Genomic DNA, 24,319 nt, shown 5'->3' with positions numbered 1-24,319 from the left:
CACGGCGGATCGCGCGTTAGGTTGGCCATCGACGGTTCACCGCGTGGACATCGTGAAGGCCACGAAGACGGGCGGGAGACGGTGGAGGAATGATGTGGGAAGAGCGGTTCGCCGAGCTGTCGGCCGTCGCCGCGCGCCAGAACGGGATGGTCACCGCGGCGCAGGCGGCCAGGGTCGGCGTCGACGACCGGGGGCTCGCCCACTTCGCCGCCTCGGGGCTGCTCGTCGAGCTTGACTGGTCGGTGTACCAGCTCGCGTGGTCGTCGACGGGGCCGCGCTACGCCTACCCCTACGCCGCCTGGCTGGCGCTGCTGCCCGAGCTCTACCGCTGGGAGCGGCCGCGTTCGGCCGACGAGGACGCCGTGCTCTCCCACGAGTCGGCCTGCCGCCTGCTGGGACTCGGCTCGGTCGCGAGTCCTCTGATGATCTTCACCTCCCCCGAGGCGCTTGAGGCGCCGCGGGCGGTGAAGATCCACCTCGCGCGTCTCACGCCGGAGGAGGTGACCGTGGTCGAGGAAATCCCGGTGACGACGGCGCACCGCACCGTCGTCGACCTGGTGGCCGACTGGACCGACCACGGCGACCTGCGCAGGGTCCTCATGGACGCCGTGCTGAAGGACCTCGTCGACCTGCGCGCGCTCCACGCCGACCTGGCCCCCCTGGCGGAGCGGCACGAGTTCCCCGGCGACGGCGCGCGGTTCGTCGAGTACTTCATCCCGGACGTCGACCCGGCGACCCTCTCCCCACGGAACCGGCGGGGTCACGCCGCCCTGGTCCACCCGGAGCGGATCGCCGCCGTCGAACCGAGGGTGGCCCACATGCTCACGGAGGCCGGGGCCGTACCCGACGAGACCCTGAGCCGGGACATCGCCGCGGAGATCATCTCCCGGGTGGGTTAGGCACCGGCTCGTCCGGATACAGGTCCCCCCACAGTCGCCGCAGGAAGCGTTCGGCGCTGCCGTCGTCGTACCGGACAGCCGTGTACAGCGACGGCGGCACCTGGTCCGGGTCGGTGAGAGCACGGCACAGTTCCGCCTTGAACAGCGCCATCTCCCGGTCGCCGGGCCGTACGGCCAGCCGTCTCAGGCTGTCGTAGGCGTCCTGGTCGGCCTCGGGGTGACAGTAGGTGGCGCACACCCGCAGCAGCACGGAGTCCGTCATGCCGGGTCCGCGAACATGGTGGTGATCTCGTAGCCGTCACCTTGGCGGTTCGGCTGGAAGAAGTACTGCATGCTTCCCCCCTCCAAGCTCGCGATGGGCACGGCCTGCGGCTCGGGGCCGGTCGGCCTGCGGTCCTCCGGCAGGTTCGCGGGGTCGCGGCGCTCCATGACCCAGGACGCCCGGTTCGCGATCGCGGCCTCAAGGCTACCGTTGAGGGGCACGATCCTGTATCCGGAGAAGTACAGGTGGCCGTCGGGGCCGAGCAGTTCCTCGATCGGCACGGTGACCCGGTCCGGACGCCTGTCGGGGTCGAACGGCGTCGTCAGGGCGTTCCGCACGGCCGGGTGCTCGATGCTCCGCGCGACGGCGACGGCGAACGCGACGGGGTCGCTGATCGCCGTGGCCGCGTCGGCGCAGCCGTGCTCCCTGTCCCCCGGCTTGAACGCGTCGGTCGAGCGTGCCCGCTCCCCCTCGTCGAGCTGCGCGGGGTCCTCCAGCCAGGTGACGCGGCGTTCCAGCCTGCCGTCCGCGGCGAAGCCCTCGTGCCGGGCGAGGTGGTGTCCCTGCCCCTGGTCGACGGCGACCAGGACACGCTGGACGGCCGGGTCCAGGTCCGCGACGCCGGCGAGCCACGGCCGGGTGGCGACGTTGTCGGCGATGTACCGCGCGGCCTCCTCCGGCGTGACCTCGGGAAGTCCCGCGACGGTCGGGTCGAAGCGTTCGAGCACCTCCCGTGGCGTCGGCTGCCCCTCGGCGATGGGGATCTCCAGCCGTTCCGCGTACGGCCGGACGGCGTTGCCGGTCGCCCTGTCGATCTCCTCCCCCAGGGTGAGGAGTTCCGCCGGGGTGAGCTGGAACAGCCGTAGCTCCTCCAGCGCCCGCCGGGCCAGGTCGGGCGAGGCGAGCAGCGGCCTGAGCGCCTCGGTGACGGCGACGCCGCGCTCCTCCTGGGCGGTGTCGTAGGCCTGGGCGATCCGGGCGGCGGCGGGGTCGATCTCAGTGTTCGCCGACGTGTTCGCCGGGGAGGTCTCCAGGCTCAGGACCGCGTAGGGGTGCGCGAGGGACAGGCCCTCGTACTCCTGGTCGGCGATGAACTGCGGTTCCAGCACGCCGAGCAGGGCGAGCCGTACGCCGTGCCACTTCCTGCCGACCTCGTCGGGCGTCGTGGCGTCGGTGCCCAGCCACAGCCGGAGCTGGTTGGCGTAGTAGGCGCTGCGCCTCCAGTCCTCGGCGGTCCAGTCGATCCACTCCTTGCCGTCGAGTGAGGAGCTCCGGCCGAGCCGCAGCGGCCACTGGTCGAGCTGGCCGCTGCTCACCAGCCGGGCGATCCGGTCCACGGTGACCGCGAGCCGCGCCGAGTGGTAGACGGCGACCGGCTGTCCTCTCCGGTTGGTGGGGTCGGACAGGTCGGGACCGAACGACACCCTCCGCATCCCGGTCAGCGGGGCGGGACTCGTCTCCTCGACGACGAACCTCGTGACGGGGCGTCCCATCCGGTCGAAGAGCGGGTTGCCCTGGTCGTCGAGGACCTGCTCCGGCCTGCCGAACGTCCAGTCCTGCCAGTAGAGCAGCCAGCGGTTGCCCTTGTTCCCGTCGTGTTCCAGGGCCTCGAAGTAGACCGTGGGCACGCCGAGCATCGCGGGGATCTCCAGCGCCCCGCTCTCCATGCCGATCTGGACCACGTCGTGCTGGGCCGCCAGCCGGGCGAAGAACAGGCCCTGTTCCGCGTAGTTCAGGGCCACCCCCTCGTTGTGCTCCGGCTTCCAGAACTCCACCAGCGTCCGGATGTCGACGCCGTCCAGCACGCCCTCGCGCCGCCAGGCCTCCTCAAGCCCGGGACGACCGGCGAAGACGTCGTCACCGAGCAGGACGACACGCCGCCCCGGGTGCCGTTCGCGCAGCGTCTCGATCGTCTGACGCAGGATCTCGGGCCGGGTGTCCAGGTGCGGGCCGTGCCTGCCGCCGACCGGCTGTCCCCTGGTGTCGCGCACCCAGAGCAGGGCGTACTCCTCGGGATTCCCGTTGGCCGCGCCGAGCCGGTCGACCACCGCCTGCGCGCGGGCCGTACGGCGGGCGGCGCTCTCCTCGTCCGGTCCGAGCATCCTGTCCACCATGCGCCGCCTGGCCTGCTCGGCGTCGGTCTGGATCGCCTGCAGCGTGAGGAGCTGGGCCCGCATCCACTGGGTCTCGGCGTAGTGGCTCTTCTGACTGGTGTTGGCGAAGGCCAGCCGGACCCGGTGCGGCTCGATGCCGTAGTCCTCGATCAGACGCCGCCGCAGCTCCAGGGCGTCCTTGAGCGGCTGGGCGTGCAGGTCGACGAAGTGGTCGGCCAGCGTGGCGGGGTCGAGGTCCGTGACGTCCGGGGTCTTGAGCAGGGCGCGCAGGAAGGCGGCGTTGGCCTGGTCGGCGGTGAGGCCCGCCGGGAGGTCGCCGAGGAAGGCCAGGTGGGTCTGGTGGGAGTCCCACTGGTAGGTCTTGAAGCCCCGGTCGGGTTCGAAGGCGATCTCGACCGTCGTCTCCGGGTCCGCCATCAGCGCCGCCGCGTGGCTGTACAGCTCGCCACGCTGGTGCGCATAGAAGCGCAGGTGCTTGTAGTTCTCGTTCTCCGGGCCGGGGACACGGGTCAGTTCCGTGTAGCCGTTGTCGTACATCAGCCGGCCCTTGACGAACTCCGCCTTCTCCTCGGGGGAGAGGTCGGTCCGTTCCTTGAGCAGCCGCAGTTCCTCGTCGAGGCCTCCCCGGGTCAGGTGGTCCCACCGCTCGACCATGTCGGGGTCGGCGTGGACCGTGGACGCCGGTGCGACGCTGGGGCCCTCCAGCTGCCGGACCCTCGGCGTTCCCGTGGGGGCGGTCGACTCCCCGGCGTCGGTCATGGGAGCGGGGGTCGTCCCGTCGGTCTCGACCCACTGGCGGGTCTGCGGGTCCCAGCGGCTGGCCGGCGGCGCCTCCGGCCGCAGGAGGGGGTCGAGGAACGCCTGCGCGACCGGGATGGCCTCGGCCAGCCCGCCGTACGGCAGGCCGGGTGTCGTCCTGGCGTACTGGTCGAACTTCCTGAACCAGTCGGGGTTGGGGATCTCGAAGGACTCGGGCACCTTCATGTTCTCGCCCTGTTCGAGCCGCCAGGCGAACTCCGCGTGCAGCATGGCGTGCGTCGCGGGCCCGTCCCACGACGAGCTCAGGATGATCATCAGGACGTCGACCAGGTCCTGGCACCGGTACGGCAGGTCACCCGACTTGCAGCTGAACAGGCCGCCCCCACGGGCGGTGCAGTCGAGACAGCGTGTCTCCAGCGTCCTGATGCCGTGCGTGTAGATGCCGGAGACCTTGTGCGCCAGGGTGTCCTCGTAGGAGATGACCCTGATGGCGGGGGCCTCGTCCGGGTGGCCGGTCGACATGATCTGCGGGGGGAAGGCGATGAGGTCCGGCTCCTTCCACACGGGCCTGGTGCGCGGCGGGGCGATGTCGACGCTGAGCTGCATGATCTCCATGTCGCCGCAGTAGACCCTGTGCACCATCCTGACGGCCTTGCCGTGCAGGATGGGGACCTTCGACACCCGTTCGAACCGCAGCATGTCGCCGTGGTCACGGGCCAGCGCGGCCTCGTACTCGGCGGCCATCACCTCGGGGTCGGTGTCCCCCGAGATCCTGACGAGGTCGATGTCGCTGCTCGCGCGCCCCCCGGGGTTCCTGGAGAGCATCGCCTGGCCGCCCTTGAGCATCCAGTCGTCGGGGTTGGCGGTGAAGATCCTGCCGAGCGCGCGCTGGAGGGTGAACTGCTGGAGCTCGTCGAGCACCCCCGTCCCACGGCGGTGCGCCTCGGCCCGCACCTGGTTCATCAGGGTGTTCCAGAACCTCTGGAAAACCCTGGGATCACTGTCGGAGCCACTGTCCGCGCCACGGGAGTCGTCCGGGCTGAGGGCGGACCGCATGGCGAGGGCCGGGTCCGTCGCGACCTGGGGGATCCTGATCCCGGCGCGGCGGAGTTCGAGGACACCGCTCAGCGAGCCCCGGCGTTCGAGAACGGCCCTGCGCGCGGTCTGCCTGCCCGTCTCCCCCGGCCTGGGCGTCACGTCGGCCACGATGCCGGCCAGGGTGTGGATCTTCCGGTTCTCCACCGTGGTGTCCCGGTCCCGGCCGAGCAGTTCGTTGACCTGTTCGGCCAGCGCGTCCAGCCGTGGCGGGGCGTCGCCGAGCAGCAGCTCGGACAGGCCCCGCAGCCGGGCCAGTTCGGTGGTGGAGAAGGAGTACTCCGGTCCGGTGTCGTAGACCTCCTGCGCCATCCGGACCAGCGCGTCGGTGTAGGCCAGGTGGTACGGCGTCAGCGGCCCCTCGTCGGCGAAGAGGGCGTCGGCGCGCTCCAGGAGCCTGAGGTGCTCAAGCAGCGGACGGTCTCCGGCGGGGAACTCCTCAAGGAGCGTCCGCAGGTTCCCCGGCAACCGGCCGGGCTCGTAGTCGGGCCGCGACCACTCCTCGGGCCGGGTCTCGTCCTGAGTCTCGGGCCGGGTCTCGTTTCGCGTTTCAGCCTCGGGACCGGGCCGGGTCTCGGGGTTGTCGGTCGTGGAGTTCTCAGGAGCGAGGTTCTCTGACGTGGAGGCCTCGGGCTCGGAGTTCTCGGCCGTGGAGGACGCGGAGTTCACGGGTCCTGAGGTCGCGGGCGCGGTCTCGGGGCGGGCGGTGAAGGCTCCGCTCTCCGGCAGCAGGCCGTAGACGTGCTCCAGGTGACGGTCGCGGAGCCCGACGGCCTCCGGCACCGGGTGACCGTCCCGGTCGAGCACCGGGTTGCCCCCCGACCAGAGGAGGACCGTGTGCCCCAGCAGGTTGGCGTCGCCCCGGACGCCCGCCGCGCCGAGGTCGGCCCGGTTCCCGTCACGCGCGTCGACGTACTCGTCGAGCATGCCGAGCAGGTGCATCGTCTCGTGCGCGAAGACCACGGGCGGCATCTCCGCGTACCAGCTCGTGTGGTCGATGGGGGCGCGGGAACGGTAGTCCGCCAGCTGGTCCAGCGGTGCGGTGATCACTTCGCCCTCGCCCGACCAGCTCTGGAGGTCCGCGAAGTCGAAGGCGCGGACCCCGGTCCCGGGGTGCAGGTGGACGACCTCGCCGGTCGGGGCCGAGTCAGGCGCGACCACGAACTCCATCCGCACGTGCAGTTGTGAACCGTCAGGCAGCCGGTGCTGGTGGTTGCAGTAGAGGTCAACCCCTTCGAGCACCCTGGCGTAGGCGGCGGCGATCTCCTCGGGACTCATCCGGGGATCGGCGCGGACGCTCACCCGGACGGTGATCTCGGTGACGGGACGCCGCTGTCCCCGCCACGGGACGGACAGTCTGCGCGCCTCCAGGCGGACCGCCCCCGAGGCGTGCGGGACGGTGACCGGTTCCGGGGCGACCGATCCGCGCAGTCCCTCCCAGTCCCTGGCCGAAGGCACCTCGCGGGGGTCGTGGGCGTTGGCCAGCGTCTGCTCCGGTCCCGAGGCGGGCTCCACGTTGAGCTTCGGTACCCGGACCCCGTGGTCGATCTCCTCGGGCGGTGCGGGCCGTCCCCTGTTGATGAGGGCGTCGATGCTCCCCGCGGGCCGGATTCCGCCCCTCGAACCCACGAGCGGTACGGCGGCCTCCGGCGTGCCGTCCGGGGCCGTCCGCGCGGGTGTCCCGCCCGGCACCGGGTCGCCCTGCTGGTCGGCCACGGGTGCGGAGGCGGACGGGGTCGGCCCGGCGAGCGCCGTGTTCCCCTGTCCACCGGAGGCCGGACCCGCCGGGCCCTCCGGTGCCGTCGAGGTCGCCGGGGCCGTCGTGTCGGCCGGGTTCGCGGCGGCGGTCCCCTGGTGACCGGTGTTCGCCGGGCTCTGCTGGCTCTGCGGGTTCGCCGGGTTCTGCGAGGTGGGGGACTGGGTGGTCGAGGTGGGGTCGGTGACGTCCGGTGCGGCCGCCTGGTCGGGGCGTCCCTGCTGTTCCGTCGTGGTGGCGCCGTTCCCCTGCGTCCCCCCGGCCTGCGGAACACCGCCCGTCGGCTGCGCGCCCGTCTGCTGCGTGTCCGGGGAAACCTGCGCGCCCGGGGGAACCTGCGTGTCCGGGGCGACCTGCGTGTCCGGAGCGGTGTCCGAGGCAGCGTCCGGGGCGGTGTCCGGGGCAGGGTGCGTGGTCGGGGAGACGTGCGTGGTCGAGGAGGTCTTCGTCCCCAGGGAGACGTGCGGGGCCGTACCGGGGGAGGCGTGTGTACCCGGCGGGGTCGTGGGAGTGGAGGAGGACTTCGGCGTGGTGGGGGAGACCGGCCCCTGCACCGGCCCCTGCGAGGAGTGCGACCCGCTCCCGGGTCCGTTCCCAGGCCCGCTCCCGGGCCCGGTTCCGGGGCCGGTCCCCGGGCCGCCCCCTGAGTCGTTCCCGGGAGCGCCCCCGGATGACGGGTCCGTCCCGACGCTCGCCAGGTCGGTGGCCGCGGCGGCGTCGATGGCGGAGTTCAACGCGCCCGCCGGGTTCACGAACGCCCCGACCACGTCGGCGTTGAACGGGCTGACCGTGTTCGTCCGGCCGGCTCCGCCCATGAAGCCGCCGACAAGCGAATCGGCCGTCGGGGGCGCCCACTGCCCGTACACCAGGCCGTTGGCGACGAAGCTGCCCGCGGGCGAGGCCACCACGTTGTTCAGGCCGGTGTTCAACGCCCGGCCGGGGAAGCGCTTGAAGGCGTTGCCCCACCCCGGCAGGTCGCCCGCGCTCCGGTTCAACTGGCGGATGCCCGGCAGTCTGTTGGTGAGCCCGGAGACCGAGCCGCCTATCTTGGTCCCGACGACCGCGCCCGCGCCGGCGCCGATGACGGCGGCCATGGTCTTGTTCCAGTCCCAGCTCTTCCTGGTGCCCAGCTGGATCTGCTTGTACTGGGTGTAGGCGTCGATGAAGGTCTCTTCACCGATCTCCTCGAACAGTTCGCGGGCCAACGCGCCGGACAGCAGCTTGCCCCCCGCGCCGCCCGCCAGGGTGGTCAGCTTGCTCGCCGCGGCGACCCCGGCCGGGCGTGCCGCCATGATGCCGAGGCGGGTGAGGATCTTCCTGATCACCTCCCGCAGGGCCGTCGCGGTCGAGCCGACCATCGGGGTGGTCGTCCCCGCGGAGAAGAAGGCCGCGAGCAGTGCGATGGCGATCGCGATGACGGCCACCCAGAAGGCCACGTTGATGGAGATCTTGGAGTACTGCGTCTCCAGTGCGAAGGCGTCCGTCTGCTGGGCGTACCGGTGGTGACCGGCCATCTTGGACAGCACGCCGGTCTTCTCGTCGTACATCTGCCCGATTCGGGAGAACGTGACGGGCTTGACGGGGGCCTCCCAGTCCGCCGCGATCGTCCGCACCGCCGTGCTCGTGGGCTCGAAGGAGGCCGCGTAGACCTCGACGGCCCGCCGGTGCACCTCCCGCAGCTTCCACAGCCCGCTCTCGCTGGCCTCGGGCCAGGCCTGTCCCGACATGAGCATCGGGATCAGCCAGTGGACCACCCAGTCCGGCAGCTGTTCCGTCTCCCACACCGGTCGCACGTCCGTCGCGGACACGCCGCCGAAGTCGTCCTCCGACGGCAGGCCGCCCGGCGTCTGTGAGTTGACGTCCCCCCTACCGGCCATCTCAGGCCGTCACACGTCCCTGGGCCACTGCCTTCGCGTGGCGGGTCATGTCCTCGACGTTCCTGGCGTCGGCCGCCCGGGAGTTGGCGATGGTCTTGCGCAGCAGCGTCCCGGCGTCCGTGATGTGGCCGACCAGTTCGGCTCCCGTCTCGACCAGCCGGTTGGGGCCGTCCCCCTTGAGGTACTGGGCGGCGAACGCCCGCCCCTCGGGGCCGTTCCCCCACGGCGCCGTCGCGTTGAGCGCTTTCAGCTCGGCGGACACCGGCGACAACGCCTCGCTGAGGTCGGAGGCCATGGTGTCCCACTGAGAGATCCCGTTCTCGATGACCGCGCCCAGGTAGAGGACGGGCTCAGAGGTCGCCACTGGTCCTCCCCGCCATCATGCCGGCCAGCTGGTCCATCATCTTCTCCACGTCGCCTTCGATGTAGGCCCGCATCTGGTCGGCGGGGACCAGCGGCTCGAACACCTCGACGACCTTCTGCTGCGCCTTCTCGCCCGCGCGGTGGACGGTGTCGGTGATGGTGTCGGCCAGGGCCCTGGCGTCGGGGTGGCGGTAGATCCTCGGGTCGATGTCGAGCCGGACGAGTTCGCCGCGCGAGTTCACCGTGACCGTGATCAGGCCGTCCTTGGACCTCTCGGTCACCTGTACGGCCTTCGCGTTCCGCAGCAGGTCGAGTCCCTCGTCCTGCAGGCTCATGAAGGTCCGACGCAGTTCGTCGGCGTAGGCCTGCATACCTGTCGCGTCCGCTCTCTCGACCGGCTGCACGTTCTCCCCCGTGGTAAACGCTGTCACTGTGTTCACTCGAACAACACGATCAAGCTACCTAACGTCCACCACAAAGTTCGCTTCTGTTATTTAAATCACAGAACAGCTACAGAAGCCGTACATAAGTCACGAAATCGTGACAGAACGCGCCTCTTCCCTCGCATTCCCCGTTTCCACGCGGGGGGTCCAGCGGCGATAAACTCCCCGCTCGACCCTTTCGAACCCCAGCGAGAGAGCCACCGGCGCCAGACCGCCGGGATACTCCAGCAGCACCTCGTCCTCCCTCTCGCCGACCACCAGGAAGGGTTCGCCGCGCCATTCGCAGACCGTCGTCACGAGGTCGATCCGCTCGCACTCCCCGGCGGGCACCACCACGATCCACCGCCCGGCGACCACCTCCTCGGCCCCCTCGACGGCGTACGGACTCCACAGACGCAGCCACAGTCCGTCCCCGCGGAGTTCGGGAGAGGCCCGGTAGGGGCTCCCGCGCCAGTGGGCCCGGTAGAAGGAGCCGGTCACCGCGCCGCCTCAAGGAGAATCCATCCTCCGAGGTCCCCGTCGTAGACCGCGCGCCGCCGGGTCACCCCGTCGTCGCCCAGCTCCACGATCTCCGCCCCGTACGGCAACGCGACCCCGGCCACCTTGTACTCCCTGATCGTCTGGTCGACGTTCGGCACCAGCCCCAGCCCGACGAAGGGCGGCTCCTCGACCACCCACCCGCCCACGGCGCGCATCGTCTCCTCGTCCACCCCGCCGTAGGGCGTCCGGTAGAGGTCGAACCCGATCGCGGGCCAGCGCAGCACGTTCACCGATCCGCGATCGGTGATCATCTCCTCCTGCAGCAGGGCCTCGGCGAGCACGGCCGGCGTCGCGATGTGCGCCACGTCGAGGGCGTGGTGACAGTATCCGGACACACTCGGCGCGCCGTCGTCGAGCAGCGCCCGGATCTCCTCCGGCCCGACCAGTTTCTGCACGATCGGGATCCCCGGATCGACCGCGTTGTCCTGCGCGAGGGTGGGCGCCGCGAGCCGGGCCACCGTACCCGACTCAAGGAGGAAGGAGGGCTCAAGCCCCGGGTTGACCGCCAGTCCCCAGTGGGGGTCGGGCCATCCCGCGGCGAGTTCGGCCATCAGGACGATCCGGTGGTCGCCGACGGCTCCGCCGGTGCCCGTCAGCAGCGCCTCCTGTGAGGTGTAGGCGATCAGCCAGGTCCGTTCGCCGTCCGTCCAGGTCGGCCAGGCCACGGGCTCGTCCCCCGCCGCCGCGGCTCTGGAGATCGGCATCGCGAAGTCGGCCGCGGCCAGCAGGCCCAGGCACCGGGCGAGGTTCCCTCCTGTCTGCGCCGCGCGGAGCCGCTCTTCGAAAGGAGTGAACCGCCACATACGGCACACCGTAGTCGAGGGAAGTCCGCGGGCCCTCCCCGGCAGGAGGGGAGAGCCCGCGGGGTCCAGATGCCCGCCGCCCCTTTGTGCGAAACGCAAATTACATATATGGGGCGTCCGTTACAAGCCTAATTCGAACAGCCGTTGACAGTGCCCGAGGGGAGCGGAGTATGGAGGGGCGGGGTCAGGCGCCGCCCGCACCAATGCCGGACACCCGGGGTACCCACCCTGGCGACATTCCTCCCCTGCTCCGATGCTTCGATGTTGCGAAGCAAACCAATCGGTTAAGGGGTTTTCATGGACCTGGGACTTGACGGCCGTACCGTGATCGTGACCGGAGCGTCGGGCGGCATCGGCCGGGAGGTCGCGCGGGGTTTCGCCGCCGAGGGTGCCGACGTGGTGCTCACCTATCGCAGCTCACCCGAGGAAGCCGGGCGGGTGGCCAAGGAGATCGGGGAACACGCCCTGGTCGTCCCCTACGAGCTCGGCGACCTCGATTCGGCCCGCGCCGTGGTCTCCGCCGCGCTCGACTGGACCGGCCGGATCGACGTGCTGGTCAACAACGCCCTCTTCACCTGGGGATGGGAGCCCGGCGAGTCGTTCGACAAGGTCGAGGAGGACGCCTGGCGTGAGATGGTGCGGCGCAACGTCGAGGGCTACCTGGAGCTGAGCAGGCTGGTCACCCCCGGGATGCGCGAACGCCGTTTCGGACGCCTCGTGCACATCTCCAGCGGTCTCGTCGACGAGGGCATGGCCGGTGCGGAGTACTACACGACGGCCAAGGCCGCGGTCCACGGGTTCAGCCGGTCCGCGGCCTTCAGCCTCGGCCGGGACGGCGACATCCTGTCCAACGTCGTACTGCCCGGCCTCACCGCGACCGCGCGCAACGAGGAGCGGATCGAGCCGTTCAGCCAGCGCTACATCAACCTGTCGGCCGTCGGCCGGCTGCTCGACGCCCGTGAGGTGGCCAACGCGGTCGTCTACCTCGGTTCGGCCGCCAACACCGGCATCACCGGCCAGACCATCTCCGTCACCGGCGGCGTCTGACCCGCCCGTCCCCGGCGGCGACACCCGAACCCGCCGGGGACGCCGGTCCCTCGGACGGGCGGCGAACCGGACAGGCGGCTCCCCTGGCGGGCGGCTCCCAGGGCGGGCGGCTCCCAGGGCGGGCGGCTCCCAGGGCGGGCGGCTCCCGGGGCGGGCGGTGAACCGGTGACGCGGCCGAAACCGGCCCGCCGGTCAGGTGTCCCGGTGCCGTTCGACGCGCTTGCGCCTGGCGACCTCGCGCTTGTACTCGGCCAGTTCCCGCCTCCTCTCCCGCTGGTCGGTGGCCGCCTCACGCTTGCGGCCCTCCAGCTCGATCCGCATCGCCTCCTGCGAGGCCGTACTCCTGGTGGAGACCCGGGCGGCCTGGCGGGCGGCGAGCTTGGCGGCGCGTTTGGGGTTGACCCGCCGCTCGGCGCGCTCCCCCGCCGGTACGGCGCGCGACTCCGCGGTCCGCGCGAGCAGCGCGCTACCGTGCCGCATCAGGAACTCGTACAGCTCCGGGTCGGTCGGCTCAGAGCCGAGGACGAACCGCGTCACCCGCAGTTCGTCGCCCTCGACCATCTCCAGGACACCGACCCAGAAGGGGCCCTCGTAGTAAACAGCCAGTGAGATCACAACGCCCTCCCAGGTGTATGCCGACGAACGGTCTGACGAGACCGTTTCCGGCACACCGGACATCCCTGGAGAGGGCGGTTACGAGAGCGACATGCCCGGGCTACCAACCGGACCGCGTTTTCGTGTGCGGCCCCATGGTACGCCCCGGATCAGGTGTCGTTGAAGCGGGTGAGCGTCCACCGGGGCGGCGGCCACCGGCCCGGGTCCTCGTCGGTGACCCACTCCGTCACGGAGGCCGGGGAGACCTCCAGGTCGAAGGGCCTGTAGGCGGGCAGCAGCCCGAACACGTTGAAGGAGACCTCGACCGTCTCCGCGTGGCCGACGACGATGACGGTCTCACCGCGATGGCGGTAGGCGAGGTCGGCGACGGTACGGCTGACGCGCGTCACCAGCTCGGCCCAGCTCTCGTTGCCCACCTGGAAGGGCCGGTGGACGCCGCCGCCGTCGGCGTGGAAACGCCGCAGGAACTCCTCGCTCGGCAGCCCGTCCGCCTCCGGCGGGATGTGCCAGGTGCACAGCCCGCAGTCCTGGAAGTCCTGGGAGAAGGGCAGGCCGCAGGCCGCCGAGATCGCGACGGCCGTCTCGACCGCCCTGGGCAGGATCGAGGAGTAGACCGAGGTCCTGGCCTCCCCGATCTCGGCGGCGAGCCGCCTCCCGAGCCGTTCCGCCTGCTGCCTGCCGGTCTCGGTGAGCCCCCGGCAGCCCTTCGGGCCGCCTGTCACCCGCTCGTGCTTGTGCAGGGAGTCTCCGTGTCGCACGAAAAGGACGCGGGTCCGCATGATCTCGATCATGCCGGCCTTCGTGGGGCGGGCGAGAGAGGAATGTCCATATGGTCGAGTTCCATCGACCATATGACCGATCATGATCGACCGCGCGGAACCTAGCTTCGGGGGTGACGACATTCGACAGGGGGCTTTCCGTGCGTGCACGAAAGATCGTCACGGCCGTCGCCGCGGGGGCGACGCTGATGACGGGGATGGCGGTCACCGGCCAGGCGTCAGCGGACGCCGCGGACCTCACAGGGGCCGTAGGAACGTTCCACCGCCAGACACTCACCTGGCACGGCTGCAGGACCGGGCCGGACGACGAGACCGGCGAGAAGCTGGACGCGGCGGGCGCCCAGTGCGCCGAGGTCACCGTCCCGCTGGACTACCGCAATCCCCGGGGGCGGACCATCTCGGTGGCGATCTCCCGGATCAGGGCGACCGACCCGGCCAGGCGCAGAGGCGCCCTGCTGATCAACCCCGGTGGTCCCGGCGGGAGCGGGGTGCCCCAGGTGCTCCTGGCCGGGTACATGCCCACCGTCGCGGCCCGTTACGACCTGATCGGGATGGACCCGCGCTTCGTCGGCCGCAACAGGCAGATCCGCTGCCGGTGGACGACCGACACCCCGACCCGGTCCGCCGGTCCGACCCGCCGCACCTTCGACGAGAGCGTGACCCTCATGAAGGAGCTGGCGGACGAGTGCGCCCAGGGCGACCGTGACCTGCTGCCCCACGCCACGACCCGCAACACCGCCCGCGACATGGACGTCGTCCGCGAGGTCCTCGGCGAGCCCAAACTGTCCTACCTCGGCTACTCCTACGGCACCTACCTGGGCGCCGTCTACACGCAGATGTTCGGCGCCCGCGCCGACCGGGTCGTGCTGGACAGCGCGGTCGGACCGGACGTCTACGGCCCCGACCTGCTGTCGGAGAACGGCCCGGCGATCGCCGCCGCGTTGCGGAACTGGGCGTCGTGGGCCGCCGCGCGCGACGCCGAGTACGGCCTGGGCACGACCGAGGCCGAGGTCCTGGCCACCGTGGAGCGTGTCAACCAGGCCGCCACCCGGAGCCCGCTGCGGGTCGGCCCGTATCGGCTCGGCTCCCAGCACGTCCCCTATCTGCTGTTCATCCGCCTCTACGACGACCGCCCCGAGGCGTACGCCGGCCTCGCCGCCGAGGTGCGGGTGCTGGCCGACGCCGCCCGGGGGAGAACCGTCACCGTCCCGGCGTCGTTGAAGGAGACTCTCGACGGCCTGTTCACCGGTTCGGGGTCGGCGGAGGACCGGGCGGGGACCCCGATCATCTGCGCCGACAAGCCCGCCACCCGCGACCCGCAGTCCTACTTCCGCGACATCCAGGCCCACCGCGCCGACGAGCCGCTGTTCGGGCCGATGACCCGCAACGTCAGTCCCTGCTCCTTCTGGCCGACCGCACCGGTCGAGGCGCCGACCACGATCGGCAACGACGTCCCGCTGCTGGTCGTCGGCGCGACCGGCGACCCGGTGACCCCCTACCCCGGCCAGCGGGCCATGCACCGGGCGTTGACCGGTTCCCGTATGGTCACCTTGCGCGGCGCCTACCGTCACGGCGCCTACCTCGCGGCGGGCGACACCTGCGTCGACGCCACCGTCAACCGGTATCTGGTCGACGGTGTCCTGCCCGGCGGTGACACCGTCTGCGACAGGGACGGTGCCCCGGCCGGGCGACGGTGAGCCGTGCCCGTGTCCCACGGTGGTCCGGCACTCGTGGGACGCGGGCACCTTGACGTGTTCCGCGGGTCCTCACCATGGTGAGGACCCGCGGAACACGTCTCAGACCTTGGCCGCGCGGAGTCTCGCGACCGCTCTGGCGGCGACCGCCTGGGCGGCCGCGGCCTTCGGCGGCCGGAAGGCGAGCTGGCTGAGGACCATGAGGGTGGCGCGCACCCTGGCCAGAACCAGCACCTCCCCGTAGGCCCACTCGCCGTTGACGTTCACGGTGATCCACATGGCCCGGCTCCGGTCGCCGAGGGCGGCCGTCCTGATCGGGGTGACCCGCACGACGGAGACGGCCGGTCGCTCACCCCGGTAGGCGAGGCTGAACGACGAGCAGCGGGGCAGCACCCTCAGGACGCGGTCGAGGTCGTGGTCGGCGACGACGGCCGTCGGGTAGCGCCGCAGGTTCTCCACGACCCACGGGCCGAAGGCCCCCTTGGCGGCGAACCCGGCGAAGGCGTAGTCGATGCCACGGTATCGGGGCCTGCCGAACTCCAGTTCGTCGAGTACGGCGGCGCACTCCGGACTGGTGCTGGTGCTGTAGGGCCTGTACTCGGGCTTCCAGGGGGCGTAACCGGCGGGCAGGTCGGCGAGGGTGAGCAGCCCGCGGCCGAGCGCGGGCACGGCCCTGCCCGTGGTGCCGTCGGCCCGTCCGGCCGACGGCACGAGCAGGACGAGCAGCAGAGGGACGGCCAGGAGAGTACGGCCAAGCGTCCCGGCACGGGACATGGCGTCACCACCCTTCGGTGGGAAACGGGGAGACGGGTTCCGGCACTGGTGCGTCGCGGTAGCGCCTGAGGTGGTCGCAGCGTCTGACGAACGCGGTCCACGCCAGTCCCTCCAGGTCCTGGGACCGGGTGCGGGCGCCGCGCAGGAACAGTTCGCCGACCTGGCGCAGAAGGCCGTCGTCCGAGTCACGCAGCGTCTCCCCCAGCCGCGCCCTGGCGGCGTGGTCGGCGGGAGCGCCGAATCCGGACACACCGACGGTGAACAGCCCCAGGCAGATCACGCCCGCCTGGGGTGAGTCGGGGAGCGCCGCCGCGCGCGTCGTCACGGGCGGAGGGGGCGCGGGAGAGAGGATCAGCAGGCTTGGCGGGAGCACGAGGACGAGGACGAGGAGGGGCGCAGCCGTACGGAGGGGCAGGCGCGGGGCGAGCAGCGCGACCAGCGCGAGGACCAGCAGGAACAGCGCCGCCTGGGGGGTGATCATCAGGCGGGCGAGGTCGGCGGCGCCCCACTGCTCGGAGGCGGCCAGGCGGGCGGCGAGGGACCAGGTGCCCAGCACAACGGCGAGCATCAGGGCCGCCAGGGGCGCCGTGTACCGCCAGGCGCGCGTCCCCGCCCTGGGCGCCCACGCGCGGGCGGCCAGGGCGAGCCAGCCGGTCACCGCCGTGGTCAGCGCCAGGAGCGTCACCGTCATCCAGATCGCGGTGCCCGGCTGGATCTCGGTCGGCTCGGCGACGGTCGTGAAGTCGGGCGCCGTGGGGATCCAGCGGCTCCACCGCACACCCGACCTGGGCGCCAGGACCAGCCCGGCCACCAGTCCCACGCCCAGCCCGAGGCCGCAGGCCAGCACCCGGAGCCGGGTGAGGACCCGGGCCGCCCCCGCCCGCCAGACGGCCAGGCCGACGATCCCGGAGACGGGCACCGCGGCGACGAGACCGGCCACCCAGTAGGCGACGAGCGGCGGCACGGGCAGCAGCGTCCGCAGGCTCACACCGAGTTCGGTGACGACGACGCCCGCCGCGATCCCGGTGGCGACGGCCTCGACGGCGGAGGGCCGCAGCAGCAGGTCCGGGTCGAGCAGCACCCTCAGCCGCCGTTCGTGGGGCGGGTGCAGGCGCAGCAGGCCGCGGCGTTCCTGCTTTCCGCCGGTCAGCAGGGCGAGCATGCCGCCGGGCTGCAGGTCGCCGCCCCACAGGTCGGCGTCGTGCTCGCGTGCCCTGACCACGGCCGCCCAGGTGCCCGTGACCAGCAGTGCGAGCACGAGGTCGCGCCAGGTGACGGCGAACGCCGGGGTGGGGCCGGTGACCAGCAGCGCGGAGAGCCCGACCGGCGCGATCGTCACCAGCGCCAGGCTCGCGACGGCGAAGACGGCCAGGTAGGTACGGTCGACGTCCCGGTTGCGCAGGTGGCCGAGTTCGTGGGCGAGCGTCGCGGTGACCCGCTCGGTGTCCGTCACGGCGCACAGGGGGGTGTCGGAGGAGAGCATGACGCGGTGCCGGTTCCCGCGGCCGTAGACGAACATCCACAGCGGCCCGCTCTGTTCGCTGAGCATCAGCGTCGGCGTCCGGTCGAGTCCCGCCCGCTCGACGGTCTCCCGTATGGCCCGGGGCCAGGGGTCGAGCGGACGGGCGCCGTGCCGGTGGGTGATCACGGTGGGCGCCGCCAGGTGGGCCGACACGGTCAGGACCGCGACCAGCGCGGGACCGGCCAGCGGGACCAGCGCCTGGAGCACCAGGATCCGGGTCGAGCAGTCGAGGAACTCCTCGATCCCGGGCAGTGCGCCGCAGGCCCGGTTACGTTCGCTCCAGCCGTCCTGGACGAGCACCAGGAACCAGTAACCGCCGAAGAGCGCCCCCGCCGCGACGGTGAGGAACAGCAGCCGCAGGCGTTCTACGCTCGTCGAGGGCAGGGTGGGGCCGTTCCCCCGCACGGGTCACCCCCCGGACGCGTCGGGTGGGGCGTCGAGCCCGAGCTCGCGGTGGAGCGCGCCGACGACCGCGTCGGCCAGGAGCCGGGCCCGGGGCTCGGCCAGGCCCGCCGCGAGGGCGTTGGACAGGACGGCCTCCCCGATCCTGCGGCGTTGCCGGTCGTCGAAGGGCGGTAGCGGCTCCTCGATGAGCCGTTTCCTGCCGCGCCGGGTCACCCGGCCGAAGAGGCCGCGTATCCCGGTGCGGGTCTGGTCGGAGATCTCGTCCTTGGCGGCGTCCAGGAGGGCACCGCCGACGAAGGAGAGGACCACGGGTGTCCAGGCGGTGATCTCCACCAGGATTCCGGAGCCCATGAGCCGCTCCCGGGACCGGCCGTCCGTGGGGTTCCTGACGTGGACCGCCCAGAGCCGGGGCAGGAAGGGGAGTTCCTCGGGGCCGAGGTCGGCGATGACCGCCTCGACGATTTCGTAGGGTGTGCGCCGTTGCGACACTGACGCTCCCGATGCCAAGGGAGAATGAGGCGTATCAGAAGGTACTCCTCCCGCCGGAGAATCGCCCCACCCGCCATGGCCTTTCTGCCGGATAAGCCATACCAAAACTGAATATTAACCTTTAAGGAAGATATATCCCTTAAGGGCGATATTTCGTTGTATAGCGGGTTGAACGCCTGGTCAGGGGACGGTGACCACCACCTTGCCCCGCGCGTTCCCCTCCTGGACATAACGGATGGCCTCGGCCACCCGCTCCAGCGGATACGTACGGTCGACGACGGGGGTGACCTTTCCCGCCTCGATGAGTTCTTTCATGAGAAGAAGGTCGGCGCGGTCGTCGGTGTGCACCCGCACCCGCAGGCTCTGCCCGACGAACGGCGACAGCGCGAAGGCCCTGAACCAGCGGTCGGTCCCCCAGAACCAGGGGCCGCCGGTCCCTCCGACGATCACGAGGGTCCCGCGCGGCTTCAGCGCGCGACGGCACTCGGCCAGGGACGGGCTCCCCTGCACGTCGAGGATGAGGTCGTAGCGCTCCCCCCGGTCGGCGAACCTCTCCCTGGTGTGGTCGACGACGTCCTCGGCCCCCAGGGAACGCACGAGGTCGGCCTTGGCCGGGCCGCAGACGCCGGTGACGGTGGCGCCGTACGAACGGGCGATCTGCACGGCGAACGTGCCGACGCCGCCGGAGGCGCCGTTGACCAGGACCCGCTGCCCCGGGCCGATCCGCCCGTCGCGCAGCCCCTGCAGGGCGGTGAACGACGAGATGGGTACGGCGGCGGCCTGCTCCAGGGAGAGATTGACCGGTTTCGGCAGGAGTTGCCCCTCGGGGACGGCGACGTACTCGGCGAAGGAGCCGGCACACCAGCCGAAGACCTCGTCACCCGGCTCGAACTCCGTGACGTTCGCGCCGACCTCCTCGACCCGTCCGGCGACCTCAAGCCCGGCGACGGGGTTCCTCGGCCTGCGCAGCCCGGTCACGAACCGGGCGACGTACGGCATGCCCCGCATGAGGTGCCAGTCGTCTCCCCCGATGGGGGCCGCGTGGACCCTGACCAGCACCTCCCCGTCCCGGGGGACCGGCCTGGGGATCTCCTTGAGCCGTAACACCTCGTCGGGCGGGCCGTACCGCTCGTGGGTGATCGCACGCATGACCGTCTCTCCTCACTGACTGGGGGTCGCGAGGAGCGGGGTCACTCCTCCGTTTCGGGGTACTGGAAGACGTCGTCGAGCGGGACGCCGAAGACCCGGGCGATGCGGAAGGCCATCTCCAGGGACGGCGAGTAGCGGCCCTGCTCGATGGCGATGACGGTCTGACGGGTCACACCGACGCGTTCGGCGAGCTCCGCCTGCGTCATCTCACCCTGGGCGAATCTGAGGGACCGGATCGTGTTCGTGATCCTGGTCGGCTTCACCACGTCTGGAAACCCCTGCGGTAGGCGATGATCTTGGCCGCCGATCCGAGGACCGACGACAGGACGAACGCCAGATAGATCACGTTGGCGATCCAGAAGTGGTCCAGCCTGGCCATGGCCATGCCGAGCGCCGCCACGCCACCCGCGACGACGAACGACCGGCCGACGTACTCGCCGAACCGGTAGATCTCCCGGTCGCGCTGGTCCTTCCTGTCGGCGTCCCCGGGTGAGGCTATCGCGAGCGCCACATCGAGCACGATCGTCGCCACGATCGCCGAGCCGACGGTCCACAGCAGCACCGGAACGTACGGCACGGCGGCCAAGGCGCCCTCTCCCACCCGTCCGAGGACGACCAACACGTAGGTCACGTAGGACACGACCGTGACCACCAGCATGACCCAGGCGCGCTTCTCTTCCGCCGACATGCCTTCAATGTAAAGCAAACAAAACATCATGTCTACTTTTCTTTACATCGCCGATCGTGGCCAGGATGTACGGAGGCGGGGCACTCTGTCAGTGACAGCACGATCGAACATCCGGGGGCCGACCTTGCGCGTGGAACACGACGGGGAGAACGACGTCGCCTACGTCCACCTGGCCGAGGAGATCGCCCCGGGCGCGGCGAGAACCCGGATCGTGGTCGAGGACCCGGCGCTGCGGGGTGAGGTGATCCTCGACCTCGACGAACACGGCCGCCTGCTGGGCGTCGAGGTCGCCGGCGCCTCCGCCGCGCTGTTCCCCGAGACCCTGGCCGAGTCCGAGCAGGAGGGCACACCGTACGAGGGGTGACGCGGCGGTCGCCGTGAAGAAGATGTGCCCGTTTCAGTAAGTAGGGGTGTGAACCCACGAAGAACACCTCTGACGGCCATCGACGCCACCGGTAGAAGATGATCACAACCCCATCGCGAGAGGCCGAGGACGCCCATGCGATCGAGGAGTCCCTCCACGTCCCCGAACGGTTCGCCGTCCTCTACGACCGTTATTTTCCGGACATCCACCGCTACGTCGCGGGCAGGCTGGGCACCCAGACCGCCGACGACCTGACGGCGGAGGTCTTCCTCGCGGCCTTCCGCGGCCGCGAGGGCTTCGACCCCGCCCGGGGAACGGTCCGCGGCTGGCTGTACGGCATCGCCACCAACCTCCTCGCCCGCCACCGTGGCCAGGAGGCACACCACCTGAGCGTCCTGCGCCGGATGTCGGCCGACGACGGGATCGACGCCGGACACGAGGAACTGGTGGCCGGACGGCTCACCGCCGCGGGCGTGCGGGGGCCGCTCGCGGAGGCCCTGGAGGCGATGCCGGAGGCCGACCGTGACGCGCTGTTGCTCCTCGCGCTGGCCGAGCTCAGCTACGAGGAGATCGCGCACGCCCTCGGCGTCCCCACGGGAACCGTCGGATCGCGGCTCAACCGCGTCCGCAGAAAACTGCGAGCCGCCCTCGGCGGCGTCAACCCCTTGATCGGAGCATCGGATGGATGACCTCGCCCAGATCCGCGCGCTGATGTCGGTGCGGCCGCCCACGCCGGAGGTGGTCGCCGAAGGCAGGACACGACTCACCGCCGCCTTCCAGGAGCCCCTCCGGGAAACCGTTTCCCGGGAACCCGTTCTCCCCGAGCCCACCGTCGGCCGGATCCGCAGGGCCATCCGGGCGGCCAGGTGGACCGCCCTCGGCGCGGGCCTGCTCGGCGTCGCGGCCACCACGGCCGTCGTGCTCTCGCAGGGGGCCCCGGATCCCGCGCCCACGCGCTCCGTGGCGGTGCTGTCCGCCAAGGACGTCTTCCTGGCCGCCGCGAACTCGACCGTCAGGATGCCCACGACCGGGAAGTACTGGGTGCGCAAGGCCGTCAACGGCCGCCGGCTCGACTCTCCCGACAAGCGCTACCGCCTTGCGAAGACCACCGCGGTCGAGTCCTGGGTCCCGCGGGCACCGGGTGGACGCGCGTGGACGATCACGCAGGAGCAGGGAATCGCCCCGGCGACGCCCGAGGACGAGAAGGCCTGGCGGGCCGCGGGCTCCCCGCGGAGCTGGACCTACCCCGATCGGAAGGTCACGCTCCATGCCGAACCTGGTGAACGCCAGGCCGTGTGGAACGACGCCGGTAAGTCGATGACCCTGCTCGACACCCCCATGACCCCGCAGGCGCTGAAGGCGCTGCCGACGACCCCCGAGGGGATGCGGGCCTACCTGGAGAAGGTCGTCGCCGACGGGTACGGCGCCGAGCCGGTCAACATGAACGCCAACGTCTTCCAGTACGGCACCCAGCTCGTCATGGACTTCCCCGTCTCCGCCGAGGTGCGGGCCGCGGTCTACCGCATGTGCGCCGTGTTGCCCGGTGTGAAGTCCCTCGGCACGGTCACCGATCCGCTCGGCCGTACCGGTCAGGCGGTCGGTTTCCAGGAGGGGGCCGCCGCGCGGACCCGGTTCGTGCTGGACACCACCACGGGACAACCACTCGCGTCCGAGTCGGCCAACTCCTACCGTGGCGAGCTGATCGAGTCCTACGCGGCGGTCAGCTCCCTCACCTGGACCGACGAGGAGCCCGACCTCCCCGCCAAGCAGAGCCCTCAGGACCGCCCGGCCGACTGACCCGCGTACGGCCACTCCGCCCGGCCACGCCTCATCCGGCGTGGCCGGGCGGAGCTTTCCCATCTACTTCACAAAGCGGACAGGGGGCCTAATATCGGTCTGGACGCACGAACGAGTGGGGCTGGACCCACTGTGATCGCTCGCCCCGCACGGTGCACAGTTGAGGCACCGAACAAAAGCGAGGAAAGACATGAAACGCCTGGCATCGTGGCTGACATGTGCGGGGACGGGCTTCGTACGGTCATGTGTCGTGGTGGCCGTCAGCCTGCTGGTCCCGGCCGTGTGGGCGGTCGCCGTGGCACTGTGGATCCGGGTGTGGCACGGAGACCCTTGGTCGGGGATCGTCCCGCTCCTGTGGGCCTGCGTCGGCACCCTCGCCCTGGTCCGCCCGGTCTGCCGGATGGTCCGCTCCCTCGTCGCGAGGTGGACGGGAACCGTCATCCCCGCCGGGTACCGGCAGCCGGGACCGGTGACGCAGCTGTCCACCGGATACTGGTGGAACGGCCACTCCTACGAGCGCAGCGATCGCGACGCCCTCATGGACCAGAAGTGGCGGCTCCGCTGGAAGGACCCGGCGAACTGGCGTGACCTGCGGTTCGTGGCCATCATGCCGTTCACCGCGGGAGTGTCCGCGGTCATCCCACCGGCCGGGATCGCGGGAGCGATCGTCGGACTCTCCCAGCCGTCACCCGTCATGCGCCTCCTCGGCGTGTTCAGCGGCGCCGTGGCCGTCTTCCGCTCCCCGGACGCCTGGCGGGTCGTCGAGCCGGTGGCCGTCCGCTTCCTGCGCCCGTCGTCCGCGATGGCGCTGGCGGAACGGGTCGACGAACTGACCGCCCAGCGCGCGGACACCACGGTCGCGCAGGCCGCCGAGATCCGCCGGATCGAGCGGGACCTGCACGACGGGGCGCAGGCACGCCTGGTCGCGCTCGGGATGTCGCTGGCGACCGTGGAGAAACTGATGAGGACCGACCCCGACCAGGCCGCCGAACTGCTGCGGGGAGCACGGGCGGGCGCCGCCACCTCCCTGGCCGAACTGCGCGACCTGGTCAGGGGCATCAACCCGCCGGTGCTGAGCGAGCGGGGCCTCCTCGACGCCGTCCGCGCCCTCGCCCTGGACAGCCCCCTCGAAACGACCGTCAGCGCCGACGCCCGGCTGAGCCTGGACCTGCCGATCGAGTCCGCCCTCTACTTCGGGATCGCCGAGCTGCTGACCAACGCGGCCAAGCACGCCCACGCGAGCCTGGCGCGCGTCTCCATCGTCCGGGACGACACCGGCGTCGTCGTCGACGTCGAGGACGACGGCCGGGGCGGGGCCGACATGCGGACCGGCGGCGGACTCGACGGGCTGCGCCGCCGCCTCGCCGTCTTCGACGGCACCCTGGCGGTCACCAGCCCGGCAGGCGGTCCGACCCACGTGAGGATGATGGTGCCATGCGCGTCGTTGTAGCCGAAGACCTCTATCTCCTGCGTGACGGGATGATCCGCCTCCTCCAGGCGTACGGGCACGAGGTCGTGGCGACGGCCACCACCGGCCCCGAGACGCTCGACGCGCTGCTGAAGTGGCGGCCGGACGTCTCCGTGGTCGACGTCCGGATGCCGCCGACCCAGTCGGACGAGGGCCTGAAGGCCGCGCTCGCCGCCCGCCGCGAGGTGCCCGGCCTGCCGGTCCTCATCCTCTCCCAGCACGTCGAACAGCTCTACGCCCGGGAACTCCTGGCCGACGGCGCCGGAGGGGTCGGCTACCTCCTCAAGGAGAGCGTGTTCGACGCCGACCAGTTCGTCGACGCCATGGAACGCGTCGCCGGAGGCGGGACCGCCATGGACCCGGCCGTCATCGCCAGGCTGCTCTCCAGCGGCTCCACGAACAGGCGGCTCGAAGGCCTCACCGAACGCGAGCACTCCGTACTCGCCCTGATGGCCGAAGGACTGTCCAACCAGGCCATCCGCCGGCGGCTCTTCCTCAGCGAGAGCGCCATCAGCAAGTACACGACCTCGATGTTCGACAAACTCGGCATCACCGACGACCACCACAACCGCCGCGTCCTGGCCGTCCTCACCTATCTCAACAAAGCCTGATATTTC

22 protein-coding genes are annotated in these 24,319 nt (G+C 71.2%); 8 read left to right on the top strand and 14 right to left on the bottom strand.

Translation table 11 applies throughout. The features are described from left to right. Positions 1-89: 89 nt before the first annotated feature. Positions 90-899, top strand: coding sequence for a type IV toxin-antitoxin system AbiEi family antitoxin domain-containing protein (locus ABT340_RS23075; protein WP_352012864.1), 810 nt, complete (start codon positions 90-92; stop codon positions 897-899). On the opposite strand, the gene ABT340_RS23070 is transcribed toward ABT340_RS23075, so the two are convergent. From ABT340_RS23070 to ABT340_RS23045, 6 genes are all read right to left on the bottom strand, one after another. Continuing rightward, entirely contained in the window at positions 880-1,161 is a 282-nt protein-coding gene (locus ABT340_RS23070) for a hypothetical protein (RefSeq protein WP_352012863.1), read from the bottom strand. The two genes, ABT340_RS23075 and ABT340_RS23070, sit on opposite strands and share 20 nt — an antisense overlap. After that, on the bottom strand, positions 1,158-8,762 hold the full coding sequence (locus tag ABT340_RS23065) for a nucleotidyl transferase AbiEii/AbiGii toxin family protein (RefSeq protein ID WP_352012862.1): 7,605 nt from the start codon (positions 8,760-8,762) through the stop codon (positions 1,158-1,160). The genes ABT340_RS23070 and ABT340_RS23065 overlap by 4 nt, the downstream gene beginning before the upstream one ends. A 1-nt stretch (position 8,763) precedes the next feature. Then, complete coding sequence (locus ABT340_RS23060) at positions 8,764-9,126, bottom strand: hypothetical protein (RefSeq protein ID WP_352012861.1); 363 nt, start codon at positions 9,124-9,126, stop codon at positions 8,764-8,766. After that, positions 9,113-9,556 carry a YbaB/EbfC family nucleoid-associated protein gene (locus ABT340_RS23055; RefSeq protein ID WP_352012860.1) on the bottom strand — a complete coding sequence of 148 codons (444 nt, stop codon included), beginning with the start codon at positions 9,554-9,556 and terminating at the stop codon, positions 9,113-9,115. The genes ABT340_RS23060 and ABT340_RS23055 overlap by 14 nt, the downstream gene beginning before the upstream one ends. 99 nt (positions 9,557-9,655) lie before the next feature. Continuing rightward, positions 9,656-10,048, bottom strand: a complete 393-nt coding sequence (locus ABT340_RS23050) for a hypothetical protein (RefSeq protein WP_352012859.1) — start codon at positions 10,046-10,048, stop codon at positions 9,656-9,658. Further along, positions 10,045-10,911 carry an SseB family protein gene (locus ABT340_RS23045; RefSeq protein ID WP_352012858.1) on the bottom strand — a complete coding sequence of 289 codons (867 nt, stop codon included), beginning with the start codon at positions 10,909-10,911 and terminating at the stop codon, positions 10,045-10,047. The genes ABT340_RS23050 and ABT340_RS23045 overlap by 4 nt, the downstream gene beginning before the upstream one ends. 297 nt (positions 10,912-11,208) lie before the next feature. On the opposite strand from ABT340_RS23045, the gene ABT340_RS23040 reads away from it, so the two are divergent. Continuing rightward, the gene (locus ABT340_RS23040) at positions 11,209-11,958 is read left to right on the top strand and encodes an SDR family NAD(P)-dependent oxidoreductase (RefSeq protein ID WP_352012857.1); all 750 of its coding nucleotides are present in this window, start codon (positions 11,209-11,211) and stop codon (positions 11,956-11,958) included. Between the two features lie 192 nt (positions 11,959-12,150). On the opposite strand, the gene ABT340_RS23035 is transcribed toward ABT340_RS23040, so the two are convergent. Together ABT340_RS23035 and ABT340_RS23030 are read right to left on the bottom strand one after the other, a co-directional pair. Next, complete coding sequence (locus ABT340_RS23035; protein ID WP_352012856.1) at positions 12,151-12,573, bottom strand: YjdF family protein; 423 nt, start codon at positions 12,571-12,573, stop codon at positions 12,151-12,153. A 149-nt stretch (positions 12,574-12,722) separates the two neighbouring features. After that, the gene (locus ABT340_RS23030; protein ID WP_352012855.1) at positions 12,723-13,352 is read right to left on the bottom strand and encodes a histidine phosphatase family protein; all 630 of its coding nucleotides are present in this window, start codon (positions 13,350-13,352) and stop codon (positions 12,723-12,725) included. A gap of 140 nt (positions 13,353-13,492) precedes the next feature. Between ABT340_RS23030 and ABT340_RS23025 the strand changes: the two genes are divergently transcribed. Then, positions 13,493-15,049 (top strand): alpha/beta hydrolase, encoded by a 1,557-nt coding sequence (locus tag ABT340_RS23025; protein WP_352012854.1) that lies wholly within the window; start codon positions 13,493-13,495, stop codon positions 15,047-15,049. Positions 15,050-15,148: 99 nt separating this feature from the next. On the opposite strand, the gene ABT340_RS23020 is transcribed toward ABT340_RS23025, so the two are convergent. The 6 genes from ABT340_RS23020 to ABT340_RS22995 all read right to left on the bottom strand — a co-directional run bounded on the left by ABT340_RS23020 (position 15,149) and on the right by ABT340_RS22995 (position 20,073). Then, a complete protein-coding gene (locus tag ABT340_RS23020; RefSeq protein ID WP_352012853.1) occupies positions 15,149-15,820 on the bottom strand; it encodes a hypothetical protein in 672 nt (223 codons plus the stop codon). Positions 15,821-15,824: 4 nt separating this feature from the next. Continuing rightward, a complete protein-coding gene (locus tag ABT340_RS23015) occupies positions 15,825-17,747 on the bottom strand; it encodes a M48 family metalloprotease (RefSeq protein ID WP_352012852.1) in 1,923 nt (640 codons plus the stop codon). Between the two features lie 3 nt (positions 17,748-17,750). Beyond that, the gene (locus tag ABT340_RS23010; RefSeq protein WP_352012851.1) at positions 17,751-18,236 is read right to left on the bottom strand and encodes a hypothetical protein; all 486 of its coding nucleotides are present in this window, start codon (positions 18,234-18,236) and stop codon (positions 17,751-17,753) included. A gap of 180 nt (positions 18,237-18,416) precedes the next feature. Next, entirely contained in the window at positions 18,417-19,385 is a 969-nt protein-coding gene (locus tag ABT340_RS23005; protein WP_352012850.1) for an NAD(P)-dependent alcohol dehydrogenase, read from the bottom strand. A 41-nt stretch (positions 19,386-19,426) separates the two neighbouring features. Further along, the gene (locus ABT340_RS23000; RefSeq protein ID WP_352012849.1) at positions 19,427-19,651 is read right to left on the bottom strand and encodes a helix-turn-helix transcriptional regulator; all 225 of its coding nucleotides are present in this window, start codon (positions 19,649-19,651) and stop codon (positions 19,427-19,429) included. Next, positions 19,645-20,073, bottom strand: a complete 429-nt coding sequence (locus ABT340_RS22995) for a hypothetical protein (RefSeq protein WP_352012848.1) — start codon at positions 20,071-20,073, stop codon at positions 19,645-19,647. The genes ABT340_RS23000 and ABT340_RS22995 overlap by 7 nt, the downstream gene beginning before the upstream one ends. 130 nt (positions 20,074-20,203) lie before the next feature. On the opposite strand from ABT340_RS22995, the gene ABT340_RS22990 reads away from it, so the two are divergent. From ABT340_RS22990 to ABT340_RS22970, 5 genes are all read left to right on the top strand, one after another. Further along, on the top strand, positions 20,204-20,437 hold the full coding sequence (locus tag ABT340_RS22990) for a DUF2283 domain-containing protein (RefSeq protein WP_352012973.1): 234 nt from the start codon (positions 20,204-20,206) through the stop codon (positions 20,435-20,437). A gap of 98 nt (positions 20,438-20,535) precedes the next feature. Next, a complete protein-coding gene (locus ABT340_RS22985) occupies positions 20,536-21,126 on the top strand; it encodes an RNA polymerase sigma factor (protein ID WP_352012847.1) in 591 nt (196 codons plus the stop codon). Next, a complete protein-coding gene (locus ABT340_RS22980; RefSeq protein ID WP_352012846.1) occupies positions 21,119-22,234 on the top strand; it encodes a CU044_5270 family protein in 1,116 nt (371 codons plus the stop codon). The genes ABT340_RS22985 and ABT340_RS22980 overlap by 8 nt, the downstream gene beginning before the upstream one ends. Positions 22,235-22,424: 190 nt before the next feature. After that, on the top strand, positions 22,425-23,684 hold the full coding sequence (locus ABT340_RS22975) for a sensor histidine kinase (RefSeq protein ID WP_352012845.1): 1,260 nt from the start codon (positions 22,425-22,427) through the stop codon (positions 23,682-23,684). Beyond that, positions 23,669-24,313 carry a response regulator transcription factor gene (locus ABT340_RS22970; protein WP_352012844.1) on the top strand — a complete coding sequence of 215 codons (645 nt, stop codon included), beginning with the start codon at positions 23,669-23,671 and terminating at the stop codon, positions 24,311-24,313. Before ABT340_RS22975 ends, ABT340_RS22970 begins: the two co-directional genes overlap by 16 nt. The last annotated feature ends 6 nt before the right edge of the window (positions 24,314-24,319 follow it).

The sequence above is a fragment of the Streptosporangium sp. NPDC000239 genome (assembly GCF_040300765.1).
Classification (GTDB): Bacteria; Actinomycetota; Actinomycetes; order Streptosporangiales; family Streptosporangiaceae; genus Streptosporangium.
This window is presented reverse-complemented; position numbering and strand designations above follow the sequence as displayed.